Annotated in this window: 13 protein-coding genes; all 13 read left to right on the forward strand. The window is 69.2% G+C overall.

The features are described 5' to 3' along the window. Positions 1-59: 59 nt before the first annotated feature. Positions 60-1133 (forward strand): serine/threonine-protein kinase, encoded by a 1074-nt coding sequence (locus ACFQRI_RS20360; protein ID WP_380670983.1) that lies wholly within the window; start codon positions 60-62, stop codon positions 1131-1133. Beyond that, a complete protein-coding gene (locus ACFQRI_RS20365; protein WP_380670985.1) occupies positions 1130-1477 on the forward strand; it encodes a hypothetical protein in 348 nt (115 codons plus the stop codon). The genes ACFQRI_RS20360 and ACFQRI_RS20365 overlap by 4 nt, the downstream gene beginning before the upstream one ends. A 597-nt stretch (positions 1478-2074) precedes the next feature. Further along, entirely contained in the window at positions 2075-2692 is a 618-nt protein-coding gene (locus tag ACFQRI_RS20370) for a hypothetical protein (RefSeq protein WP_380670987.1), read from the forward strand. Positions 2693-4022: 1330 nt separating this feature from the next. Then, on the forward strand, positions 4023-4949 hold the full coding sequence (locus ACFQRI_RS20375) for a DUF6346 domain-containing protein (RefSeq protein WP_380670989.1): 927 nt from the start codon (positions 4023-4025) through the stop codon (positions 4947-4949). Positions 4950-4972: 23 nt separating this feature from the next. Then, the gene (locus tag ACFQRI_RS20380) at positions 4973-5392 is read left to right on the forward strand and encodes a YbaB/EbfC family nucleoid-associated protein (protein ID WP_380670991.1); all 420 of its coding nucleotides are present in this window, start codon (positions 4973-4975) and stop codon (positions 5390-5392) included. 24 nt (positions 5393-5416) lie between these two features. Beyond that, the gene (locus tag ACFQRI_RS20385; RefSeq protein ID WP_380670993.1) at positions 5417-5713 is read left to right on the forward strand and encodes a type VII secretion target; all 297 of its coding nucleotides are present in this window, start codon (positions 5417-5419) and stop codon (positions 5711-5713) included. A gap of 5 nt (positions 5714-5718) precedes the next feature. Continuing rightward, the gene (locus tag ACFQRI_RS20390) at positions 5719-7023 is read left to right on the forward strand and encodes a WXG100 family type VII secretion target (protein ID WP_380670995.1); all 1305 of its coding nucleotides are present in this window, start codon (positions 5719-5721) and stop codon (positions 7021-7023) included. A 475-nt stretch (positions 7024-7498) separates the two neighbouring features. Further along, complete coding sequence (locus ACFQRI_RS20395; RefSeq protein ID WP_380670997.1) at positions 7499-7900, forward strand: hypothetical protein; 402 nt, start codon at positions 7499-7501, stop codon at positions 7898-7900. Beyond that, positions 7897-8463, forward strand: a complete 567-nt coding sequence (locus tag ACFQRI_RS20400) for a DUF3558 domain-containing protein (RefSeq protein WP_380670999.1) — start codon at positions 7897-7899, stop codon at positions 8461-8463. Before ACFQRI_RS20395 ends, ACFQRI_RS20400 begins: the two co-directional genes overlap by 4 nt. A 14-nt stretch (positions 8464-8477) precedes the next feature. Continuing rightward, entirely contained in the window at positions 8478-9713 is a 1236-nt protein-coding gene (locus tag ACFQRI_RS20405; protein ID WP_380671001.1) for a PPE domain-containing protein, read from the forward strand. 79 nt (positions 9714-9792) lie between these two features. Further along, positions 9793-10566, forward strand: a complete 774-nt coding sequence (locus tag ACFQRI_RS20410) for an ESX secretion-associated protein EspG (protein WP_380671002.1) — start codon at positions 9793-9795, stop codon at positions 10564-10566. 457 nt (positions 10567-11023) lie between these two features. Continuing rightward, positions 11024-11341: an integration host factor, actinobacterial type gene (gene mihF / locus ACFQRI_RS20415; RefSeq protein WP_344129846.1), complete on the forward strand. Its 318-nt coding sequence runs from the start codon at positions 11024-11026 to the stop codon at positions 11339-11341. After that, on the forward strand, positions 11338-11946 hold the full coding sequence (gmk, locus tag ACFQRI_RS20420) for a guanylate kinase (RefSeq protein WP_380671004.1): 609 nt from the start codon (positions 11338-11340) through the stop codon (positions 11944-11946). Before mihF ends, gmk begins: the two co-directional genes overlap by 4 nt. Positions 11947-12011: the final 65 nt, after the last annotated feature.

Below are 12011 nucleotides of genomic sequence, written 5' to 3' on the forward strand. Positions count from 1 at the left end.
TCGTTCACGGGGATGGTGTAGCCCGATAGGGTTATGCGGGTGACGGGTTCGGAGGGTTGATGACCGACGTTGCTGTGCTGCTGGGCGGTCGGTACCGGCTCGGGTCGCGCTTGGGCAGCGGTGGGATGGCCGACGTGCACCGGGCGATGGACACCCGCCTGCAGCGGGTCGTCGCGGCGAAGGTCTTCCGGTCGTCCTCGGACGAGCTGGGCCGGCGGCGCTTCGCCGAGGAGGCCCGCATCCTGGCCGGCTTGAGCCACCCCGGTCTGGTCACCGTGCACGACTTCAGCGCCGATGAGGACGAGCTGTTCCTGATCATGCAGTTGGTCGAGGGCGGCACGCTGGCCGACGCGGTGGATCAGGGGCCGATGGACCCCGAGCACGTCGCCGACATCGGCGGCAAGCTCGCCGACACCCTCGCCCACGTGCACGACAACGAGATCGTGCACCGCGACGTCAAACCGACCAACGTGCTGATCGGGAACGACGCCCGCGCGTTCCTGGCCGATTTCGGCGTCTCCCGGCTGGCCGACGCCGCGGGCAGGCTCACCGGCTCCGGCCAGGTCGTGGGCACCACCACCTACATGGCCCCGGAGCAGGTCTCGGCGGGCGAGGTGGGTTTCGCCGCCGACGTCTACTCCCTGGGGCTGGTGCTGCTGGAGTGCGTGACCGCCCGCGTCGAGTACCCGGGAGGTCCGAACGCCGCCGCGGCCCGGTTGGTGCGCCCGCCGCAGGTCCCGCAGGCGATCCCGTCGCGGCTGCGCCGCGGGTTGCAGGCGATGCTGACCACCGACCCGTCGCGCCGCATCACCGCCGAGCAAGCAGGCGACCTGCTCAACGGCCGGACCACCGAGGTGCTGCGCCCGATCCAGCCCCTCCCGCCGCCGGTGGTCCCGCGACCGCGCGCGCCGCAGCGCCCGCCGACGGGATCGCTGCCGGTCGCGCAGCCGAGCCCGAAGCGCCCGGTGGTGCCGATCGCGGCGAGCCTGGCCGTGCTGGTCGCGCTGGCGTCGCTGCTGGTCGCGCTGTGGCCGGAGGGCGAGGTCGAGGAGCTCCCGCCGGTCCAGGGGCCGCCGGGCGTGGAGCGGTTGCCGGTGGACATCGCGAACCTGGAGAGGGCGGTGCAGCAGTGATCCGCCTGCTGCCGGCCGCTCTGGTGCTGCTCGCGGCGGCCGGGTGCGCGGGCGAGTCGATGCAGCCGAAGGTCCGCCAGCAGCTCCACGCGCGGGTGGCCGAGCTGAAAACCGCTGCGATGTCCCATGATCGGGCCGGTGCCGAGGTCGCGCTGACGAGCCTGCACCGCGAGATCGCCGCAGCGGTGTCCAGCGGAGACCTGGATTCCGAGGCCGCTGGCCAGATCATGGTCGCCGCCGACCGGGTGGCCGAGGACGTGCGCACGATCCCCCAACCCGCCCGAGCCCGGGTGACGGTGACGGTGAGCCCGGAGCCGAGCCGCAAGGCCAAGGACCACGGGTAGCTGGTGCCCGGCGGGGCGAGGAGTGCCGCTGAGGAGCCCTCGCGCAGCCGCGGTGCTGTCGAGCGCACGGGCGACGCCTGGGCCGGGTCGGCCGATCAGTTCGTCGACCGGGCCCACGCCTCGGCGAAGGGCCGCGCGCGCACCTGGGCGGGCACCACCAGCTCCTGGAGCACCTGCCGGACCCCCGGCGCGCGTGCTCGACGTCGGCGGGGGAGCGGGCCACCGGTCGTTCCCGCTGGCGACCGCCGGTTACGAGGTCGCGCTGCTCGATCCCTCGGAAGCGATGCTGGACAGGGTTCGCTCGATCACCTTCCGGCGGAGGCGAGGCAGCGGGTGACCTCGCTGCGCGGTGGCGGGGAGGACGGACGCCGAGGCGGCGGTGCGCGGCGAGCGCTTCGCCGCGGTGCTGCGCCACGGCGTGCTCGGCTACCTGGACGAGCCGGAGGAGGTCGTGGACAAGCTGTGCCGCTGCGCCGAGCCGGCGGCGGCGTCTCGATCGTCACGGGCAACGCGGCCGCGAGGTGGCGGAAGGCCTGAGCGCGCCGCGGATCCCGGGCATGTGAAACTGCGCGGGCACGTTCGCACGGCTGGGGGATCATGAGCGCTGAGGTCACGCCGACTGCTGGTCGGCGGTCGGGGACGGATCGGTTCGCGCGGCTGCTCAGCGAGGTGGGCGCCCCGTGGGTGATCGTGCTGGTGCTGCCGGTCGCGGTCGCCCGGCAGGCGACCCACCACGTCGGCGCAGCGCTGGGCTGGGGACTTCTGGTGGCGCTGACCAGCAGCATCCTGCCGATGGGCGTGATGGTCTGGGGCGCGCGCACCGGACGCTGGGACGGCCACCACGCGCGCGACCGCGCCGGCCGGCTGGTCCCCTTCATCGCCCTGATCGGGATGAGCGCGGTCGGATTGGTGCTGCTGGTGGCGCTCGGGGCACCCTGGCTGCTGATCGCGCTGGACATCTCCATGATCGCCGCGCTGCTGGTCACCGGCGCGATCACAGCGCGCTGGAAGATCAGCATGCACGCCGCGGTGGCCGCGGGCGCGGTAGCCACCCTCGCGGTCCTGCACGGCCCGGCGGCCTGGGCGCTGCTGCTGGCGGTCGCCGCGATCTCCTGGTCCCGAGTCCACCTCGGAGACCACACGCCGGCCCAGGTCGCGGCAGGCGCCCTCGTGGGCCTGACCTTCGGCGGCGCCCTCTTCGCCGGGCTGGCGTGAGCTCCGCGGATCGTCAACGAGCCCGGTGTGGTTCCGTGTGTCGTCGGACGCGAGAGGCGGTTTGACGCGTGCAAGGGCCGGGCGGCGAGAGCCGCCAATGCTGAGGCGTGCGTTTGCGCGCTTCCAAAGCACGGGACGGGGTGCTGCGTCGGTGCAGCGCGGGTTGGCCGGTTCGTGGACGTGCGATGGACACATCGAGGTCACGGTGTGGAGCGCCCACACGCTCTCTGATCACATGATCAAGGAGATCGCCGTGGCCAATGGGGTTCAATTGCACCGGCGATGTCAGCAGGCACGGCAGCTTGATGCTCAGGCTCGTTCCGACGGCGAAGAAGGCGGACTGAGGTGCCCAGGGAACTCGCGGATGACCTTGCGCTCTCCGAGTTGCTGGCCGGTTTGTCCCAAGACGGAGACTTCCGCAGCTGAGCTCAACTGGGCTCGCCAGCGGCAGAAGCGCTGTGGCGGAAGTTCAGCACGCGGATCTCATGAGGTGGCACATGCGCTTGGTTGGGCATCTAGCGGTGCGGCTGCTGGTTCGCCGCATCGAGCCTGCGGGAGCTCAGGCAGTTGCTAACTTCGGCGCGGTTGCGCAGCGGTTTGTTTCGAGGAGGCGTGGAGCCGTGTCGTCGAAGTGGGACTACCTGGACCCTCGGGGCAGGGCGAGGGAAGGCCTCCGTACGCTCTTGTTCGGTCTTCCGCTGCTGATCGTGGCTGGTGCCCTCTACCTCAGCCATCCCAGCACCGCACCCGTCATCGTGATCTTGTTCGTCTGTTTCGCCGCGTACAGGCTGATGACGGTCAGCAAGCGAAGCGGCAATTAGGCTCGTGCTGGTTGTCAGCAGGTCGCTGAGCGTCAGGGGCCGTTACCGCGTGCTTTTGCCCGGTGACGTATCCGACCCAGGACAATCGCGAAAGGAAGAAATGCGGCAACTGCCGGCTGCTAGGTTCGGGGCCGTTCGTGTCAGCGTCGCGTGCCGAGGAGAGTTGGCCTGTGCTGGGTGAAGGCAAGCCGGAGAAGAGGCCCAGGCGCCCGGGTTATCGAGATTGGCGATCTGGACTGGTTTCGATCGCGTGGGTGCTGGTGCTGGCGTTTGTCGTCGTTCAGTGGCCGGAATACGGGGCGTATGCGGTGGTTGCCATGGTGATAGGTTCGATCGTTTGGGTTTTCGCCTCGGCCAAGGGGCGCAAGCGGTGAACTGCTTCCAACGGATGTGCCGAGTCGCTCCCGCGAGTGTTGAACCGCGGCCTGCCCTTGGAGTACCGCGCTGGCCGCGATGCTGCGTTGGTCACCGTTCCGCGGTGACTCGCCCGTTCCAGGGGAAGGTGGGCCGTGTCGGCGGTTGAGAAGTCGGGCAGGAGCGGTCCGGGACGTTTCGTCTACTACGTGTGTCAGGTCTTGGTGCGGCTCGTGTTCGCGCTGGTGCTCTACACGGTCTTCGTGGTCTCGGGTGCCCTGGCCTCGGACGGTGTTGTGGCGAAGACGGGGACTGCCATCGCCACGGATTGCGAGCGCGTGGGGCCGGTCAGTCGTTCCGGGCTCGGCTGGTATTGGCAGTGCGATGCGGAAATCACGTGGTCCGACGGAAGCAAGGACACCTCTTCGTTCACCAGCTCCGACCTGACCCCGCGGAACCGGACCGAGCCGGCTCCGGTGGCCTGGCGTGAGGTCGACAATTCCGGGCACATGATCACGGTCGAAAGGGCGAAGCCGTTCGCCGGTTTCGGGTGGGCGGTCACGATGCCCCTGTTCGGGGCCGTGCTGATGGGCGTGGAGCTTCCTCGACTTCAATCGGTGTTCGCCGATCAGTGGACGCGGCGGCGCGAGCGGACTCGAATGCAGTTGTGGGAGCCGGCGATGCTGCCGCTCGGGTGGGGCCTGCTGATCGCCGGTGGGCTTGCGACGGCCGCTCCGGCAGTGCTGCCCGGCATGGCTGTCATCACGATCTTGCTCGGATATTGCGCGCTCGCCGTGGCGCTCGGCGTGGCGATCAATCGGCGGCGCCAGGGGCTTGGTGAGCCGCCCGTGCTTTCGCCTGAGCGGCGGGAGAAGCTCGCGCGCGTGGCCAAGTGGCTCCGTGGCGTCGGGGCGGCAGGAGTTGTGCTGGGCGTAGTCGTGGGTTTCGGCAACTGGCTCGGGGTTCTAGGGGCTGTGGCGATTCCGCTGGCACTGGTCGCTTTTGGCCAGAGGATGGTCTTGGTGACGAACCGGCATCGCGCACGATTCGACGGAACCGTTCGGAACTCCGCTGCGTCGTAGCAGCGAACGAGTAGGGGGTCGTAGTGGAGCAGTCTCCAGAGCAGTGGTTGGCGGCGATGCAGGAACGCGCCGACGAGATGGTGCGGCAGTCCCAGGAGGTCCAGCAGAACTTGCAGGACATGGCCGAAACCGCGGCCGAGCCGGACGGTTCGGTATCGGTGACGGTCAGCGCCAACGGTGCGCTCAAGGACCTGCACATCGACAAGCAGGCGCTCAGCCGCGGGCCGGAACGCCTGAAGGCCGCGATCCTGCAGCTCGCCGGGCAGGCGCAGGCCAAGGTCGCCGGTCGCGTGGTGGAAGCGGTCGAGCCGGTGGCCGGAAGCGACGGGCTCGAATTCCTGCGCTCGCAGCTGCCCGCCGACCCCGACGCCGCGACCGACCAGTCCCGGCGGCCCGCAGACGACGACTTTGACGACGAGCCACCGCAGTCGTTCCTTCGCTGATCAGGAGACCCGACGATGACGCACATGTCCGTCACGCCGCAGGCGTTGAGCTCGCACGCGAACTACCTGTCCGATCTCGCCGGGAAGATCTCCGACGCCGCTGAAAAGGGCGATGGCGTGAGCTTCGGCGCGGATTCCTTCGGACTGGTGGGGCAGATGTTCGCCTCCCAGGCGCGGGAAACCTCGGAGCAGGCCGTCCAGCAGTTGCAGACGTTCTCCGAGCGCACCGACAAGCTCCGCCAGGCCGTCAGCGACTGCGCCGACGCCTATACCGCCGAGGACGACAACCAGGCCGCTTGCCTGGCCAAGATTGAGTGGTGAGCCCGATGTCTTCGATGTTCGTCGACACCGGGGAACTGACGTCCCCCAGTTGGTCTTCAAGCAAGCTCACCGCCGGCGCCGGGCCGCTGGACTCGATCCGCGCGACCGTGAACGCGGTGAACACCCAAGACTGGGGAGACTTCGCCGCCAGTGCCGGGGTGCTCGCTCTCGACGGCCTGGTGACGGTGATCGACCCGGTCGGCACCGCATTGGCAGCGGGCGTCGGATGGTTGATGGAGCACTTGGCGCCGCTGCGTGAACTGCTGGATTTCCTCGCCGGTGACCCTCCCGCTATCGCGGCAGGTGCTGATACCTGGAAGGCCATCAAGGAAGACCTGCAAGCGCTCGCGGACGAGTTCCCGAGTCAGGCCGACCAGCAGACGAGCGGCTGGTCGGGTCCGGCCAAGGACGCCTATACCAAGCAGGTCCAGGAATACACCGAGGGTCTGCAGGGCATGGCGCTGAGCGCGGGCAACGCCTCATCAGTGATCGCGACTGCGGGAACGATGGTCGCCACCTGCCGGGCGATCGTCCGCGACATCATCGCCGCGATCGTCGCCGAACTGGTCAAGGGCGCTCTCGCTGCGCTCGCCGGTTCGGTGGTCAGCTTTGGTGCCACGGTGGCCGGCTACCTCGCCTACGCCGCCGGGCGCATCGGTATGACGATCTCCAAGATCACCGCGAAGATCAGCCAACTGCTCGCCAAGCTCGGCAAGGCCGGTGCCCTGTTGGCCCGCGTGCTCGACGACATGGCCCAGGTGGGTGCCAAGGTCGGTGCAGATCTGACAACCGCAGGTACCAAGGCCGCCTCGACTGCCCCTGCTGCCGCCGGGGACATGCTGTCGGCCGGTAGCAAGGTTTCAGCTGGCGCGGACGCTCTGGGCTCGGCCGCGACCGGAACGGCACGCGCCTCGGACGGCGTGGCGGCAGCGGCCGGTCGTACTTCGGAAGCGGCAGCCAGCATCGGGCGTGGTTCGGAGAACTTGGCAGGCACCGGCTTGCGCTGGATGAACAACGCCGATGAAGCGGGCCAGGCGGTGGCCGAGGGCGTGGGCAAGCGAGCGCAGGAAGCTGCCGAGAACGTGGGGTACCGGGGCCGCTACCACGACGAAATGGATCGGCTCGCTAACGTGACCAACCCTGAGAGCGCAAGGCTTCGAGGTGCGCTAGGTGCGGCTCAGTATCACGAGCAGAACAACGATTCCGACTCTGGTGGGTACTACGACGTCGGCAGTGGCCGCAGCCAGGGGTCGGGCGAACCCGGTATGCAGGGCTGGTCTGGTTCTCTCCCGGACTCCGGGAGCAATTGACGATTTCGGCTGGTGAGGTCGCGGCATGCGGTGCTGCGACCTCACCAGCACGCGTCGGCCGGGTCGCGGTTAGCCGGCGGGTTCTGGAACTCCTTCCGTCGCGCTCGTCTCCGCCGCTCAGGGCTGCTGGGAGGTGCGGCGGTAGGCGCCGGGTGTTGGGCCCGGGCCGGCGCGGAAGCGGCGTGCCGGGCGCTCGCCGAGTTCTCCGCGGCCGGAACAGCTCGCTGGCCTGGTCCGCCTTCGGCGCAGATCTCCGGAGGGGGCATTTTGAGCGAAAGATCAACTAGTGGCCACCGCGCGGCCCGGTTCTGAGATCCATTTCACTCGCACGGCCTAGTCGGTTTTGTCCAAGGTCGCCCTATGCGTCGGCCCGTTGCGCTAACGTTTGCCCCGCTGGCAAGTGGATGTCCGTCGCCCTCGCTGCGACGGCGCGTGGACGTGGGGAGTTCAGCGTGAGCAACGAGGGGGTCGCGGCGTGACCAGCTTCTTCGGCAATCTTTACGAGACGATCGACCGCGTCTTGGACAAGGCCGCGCTCGCGAGCGCGCAGAACGACGTCGGTTCGATGACCGTTGATCCCGACAAGGTCGACGAGATCGCCGCGTTCTTCCGCGAGAAGTCGAAGATGCTGTTCGACCGCTCGATGGACGTTCAGGAGCTGGCCAACGTGAAAACGCCTGGTAAGGATCCGGTCAGCCTGGGCAGCACCAAGGTGTTCGGGACGGTCGGCTCTGGCGATGGCAACGGGTACGTGGAGAACTACCTCAAGCTCGCGAAGGTGTTGGAGGATGCGGCTGCTGCGCTGGAAGGCAACACCCGGCAGTGGCGCACGAACGATCAGGACAGCGCCGACAGCTTCGGTGGAGGGAAAGCGTGAAGCGTAAGGCTCTTGTGGCCGGTGTGGCCGTGCTCGGTTCCGTCGCTGCGGCTTGCGGTGGCACCCCGGAGGAGTCTCCAGCTCCACCGCCCCAGGGCGGAGCCGAGACATCTGCCGGGGAGCCCTCCTCGGCGCGCAGCGCTCCCGCCAAGTCGATCGACGTCGCCGACAAGTGCTCGATCGTCTCGGAGCAGCAGTGGCGCCAGCTGGGGGCGGTTCTGCCGCCGCGCGAACGGGTGTCGAACGGCAACCCGGGTTGTCAGTACCAGGCGAGCGAGGCCGGCACGACCGGTTGGGGCGTGTTCGTCGCCGCCGCCGACGACGGTACGTACAGCGATCAGCTCGCCATGAACGAGGAACCCACGGCAACCGCTGACATCGACGGTTACCCGACGGCGATCTTCAAGGAGTCGTCCGGTTGCATCATCTACTCGGACGTTGCTGACCAGGGCTACCTGCTCGTCAACATCCTCCAGACGAGCCCGGACGACCCCGGTGTGGACCTCTGTCAGAAGGGGCAGGACTTCGCCAAGGCCGCCATTCAGAATCTCCCGAACGCTTGAGGGGGTAAGAGGAGATGACTGAACGACACCTCCCACCTGCCAGCTTCGAAGGTGCTCAGCTGGCGCAGATGCGCCAGTGGGTGCAGAACGGTGGCGGTTCTGAAGTTCGGTACGACGCCGCCTCCTTGTGGGACGCCGAGGACGAGCTTCTTCGCAAGCTGAAGGGCGAGCTCGAAGACAAGCTCAAACAGGCCGGAGCCGTGATGCAGTCGAAGTCCGGTGAAGCCATGCAGAACCAAGCTCTGCCGGTCGTGCTGTGGACCGAGGTGACGGCGGACCAGGCCAAACTTCAGTCCCAGCAGATGACCGCGCAGGGGGAGGCGTTCAAGAAGGTCCAGGACTCGATCCCGGGCAAGGGCGAGGAGCAGGCCGTTCCGGACGACAGCTGGTTCGAGGAGGGCTGGGACAGCTTCTGGACCGGCTCGACGGACGCCGAGGACGCCAAGGCGCACAACGAGAAGCTGCGTCAGGAAGCTGTCCAGGCGTTCAACACCTACCAGGAGACGACCCAGTCCAACGTCGAAAGCGCGCCGACCTTCGAGAAGCCGCCGGAGATCGCCGTGCACAACCCGGACGCGTCCGGCTCGGCGCACCCGACCGTTGGTGGGGTGCAGTCGCCGTCGTCGTCTCCGTCCTCGACGTCCAGCGCTTGGGCCGGTGGTGCCGGGGCCGGGGCTGGCGCCGTCGGTGGCTCCGGTGGTGCCGGCTACGGCGGGGCTGGTTCCGGTGGCGGATCGCCCGCCGGGTCCGGGTCCGCTTGGGCGAACGTGCCCGGTTCCGGTGGCGGTAGCGGTGGTGCTGGGAGCAGCTCCGGGACCGGCGGTCGGCCGGGCACGCCGGGGCATCCCGGTGGCGGTGCCGGTGTGCCGGGTGCGGGGCGGCCCGGGGCCGGCTCCGGTGGTGCTCGGGGCGGTTCCGGTGGTGCCGGTCGCGGTGCTGGCGCTGGTGCTGGCCGCGGGCTCGGTGCGGGCGGTGCTGGTGGTGCCGGCCGTGCCGGTGGGCCCGGGATGGGCGCTGGTGGTCGTGCGGGCCTCGGTGGTCTCGGCGGGGCTTCCGGGGCGACCGCGTCCGGTGCTGCCGCTGGTGGTGCCGGTGGGCGTGGTGCCGGGATGGCCGGTGCCGGTGCGCGCGGGCGTGGCCAGGAGGGCGAGGACGACGCGGAGCACGAGACCCCCGACTACCTGGTCGGTGACCAGGGGGTCTTCGACGAGGACCTGCCGAGGGTGGCTCCGCCCGTGTTCGGCGAGTAAGCGACGCGTGAACGGTTCGGATCACCTCGTGGGCGGCGCCGGTTCGGCGCCGCCCACGCTTGATGGCTGGGGGCGAGCAGTGAAGATCGAGTTGTCGGCGCAGGCGTTCCACGAGGCGTGGGAGCACTTCAACCTCGGCACGAAGCCGCTGGTGCTCAACGTGCTGCCCGACGGGGTCCTGGAGCCCGAGCGCCGCCAGGTGCAGGCGCGGGCTCGCGACGAGCTCTCCGCGCTCGGGTTCGACAACGACATGCGGCAGGAGGACATCGAGGCCCTCTTCCTGCCGCTGGCGCGCTACGACCGGGCCTTCGACGTCAACTTCCGGCAGCGCACCCCCGAGGGGCAGCGCGTCGTGGCCGCGCTGGCGGCCTGCATCCGCGACCGCGGCACGCTGGCCGTGCTGGAGGGCGACACCGTGCGGCTGCAGGCGCTCACCGCGGACTCGATGGCCCGCGCGGCGCTCAGCGTGCTGCCCGACGACGTCAAGGCCGGCCCGGGCAAGGGCGTTTCGCTGCGCAGCGCGGCGATGGAAGCCGCCGCCAAGGCCGCCGGCAGCGACGACCGGGCGATGGCGGAAAACCTTGTGCGGCAGGGGATCCGGCGCGACGACGCGAAGGCGCTGGTCGACATGGCCGGGGGAGCGCGCACCGCGTACGCGCAGGTCGGCGCGGCCGTGATCGACGGAGCGGGCAAGCGGCACCGGGCGCCGCTGGTCACCAACTTCTTCGCCAACGCGCGCGGCTGGTACTTCATCGAGAACAGCCAGCGCAGCGCCGAGGCGTGGACGACCATCGCGCCGATCGACAAGCCGCGGATGAGCGCGCGGGTGCAGGACCTGCTGAAGGCCTTCTGAAGAAACGTCACGTGACGGGGTCGCCGGTTCCGGCGGCCCCGTTGCTCATGCGCAGGTCAGCATGCTTTTCCGTGATCTTCCACCCCTCCGAGTTCCGCATCGCGGAAGTTGTGCGAGACCATGATCATCTTAACTGGTGCTCCCGCAAGCGGTGACGGTGGGACCTTTTTCACGTCGTCGTGACCTGCGCGGACGGACCCGGTGGCGCTCAACCGTGCGGAAATCGGACACTTTTGAAGTTTTTTGCCGAGATTAGTGCACTTCAGCGGCTTTGTTGATAGGACTTGCTGCAGGCCCGGTGCTCGTACACCCCTCGTGCGGGTAGAAATCAGGGCCAGGGTGCCGGGGCCGGGGTGAAACCGCCTCGCAAATCGGGACCCCCGTGGACGGCCGTCCACGAGGACTCGGTACCGTCGCCCGCACCGATCAAGAGAAACCCCACATCACGGAGGACATGGTGGCCCTTCCCCAGCTGACTGAGGAGCAGCGGGCAGCAGCTCTGGAAAAGGCGGCTGCCGCCCGTCGCGCCCGAGCTGAGCTCAAGGAGCGCCTCAAGCGAGGCGGAACCACGCTGGCGGAGGTCCTGGACACCGCCGACAACGACGAGACCCTGGGCAAGATGAAGGTCTCGGCCCTGCTGGAGGCCCTGCCCGGTGTCGGCAAGGTCCGTGCGCAGCAGATCATGGAGCGGCTGGAGATCGCCAACAGCCGTCGTCTGCGCGGGCTGGGCGAGCGGCAGCGCAAGGCGCTGCTCACCGAGTTCAGCGGCGAGTGATCGACGCGAAGTCCGGCGCTGAGCCGAGGACCGCCCGCACGGGCGAGCCTCGGCTCACCGTCGTTTCCGGCCCCTCCGGCGTTGGCAAGTCCAGCGTCCTCGACGCGCTGCGCGCGCAGGAGCCCGCCTCGGAGGTCTACTTCAGCGTCTCGGCGACCACTCGCGCGGCTCGGCCCGGTGAGATCGACGGGGTGCAGTACCACTTCGTGTCCGTCCCGGAGTTCGAGCGCATGATCGCCGACGGCGAGATGCTCGAGTACGCCCAGTACGCGGGCAACTTCTACGGCACGCCGCGCAGGCCGGTGGAGAAGGCGATCGAAGAGGGTCGGCCGGCCGTGCTGGAGATCGAACTGCAGGGCGCGCGCCAGGTGCGCCGGGCCTGGCCGGACGCGCAGCTGGTGATGCTGCTGCCGCCGTCCTGGGAGGAGCTGGTCGACCGGCTCACCGGCCGCGGCACCGAGCCCGCCGACGTCGTGGAGAAGCGGTTGACCGCCGCGCGCGAGGAGCTCGCCGCCGAACCCGAGTTCGACGCGACGGTCGTCAACGCCGACCTGCAGTCCGCGACCAGCGAATTGCTAGAATTGATTCTCGGCCGCGAGCAGTGATGCGCCCGGGGTCCGTCCCCGTGCCCTAACCGCGCCCCCAGGACATCCACGAGACTCAGGAGCCA

The sequence above is a fragment of the Saccharopolyspora griseoalba genome (genome assembly GCF_042665275.1).
GTDB classification, from domain to species: domain Bacteria; phylum Actinomycetota; class Actinomycetes; order Mycobacteriales; family Pseudonocardiaceae; genus Saccharopolyspora; species Saccharopolyspora griseoalba.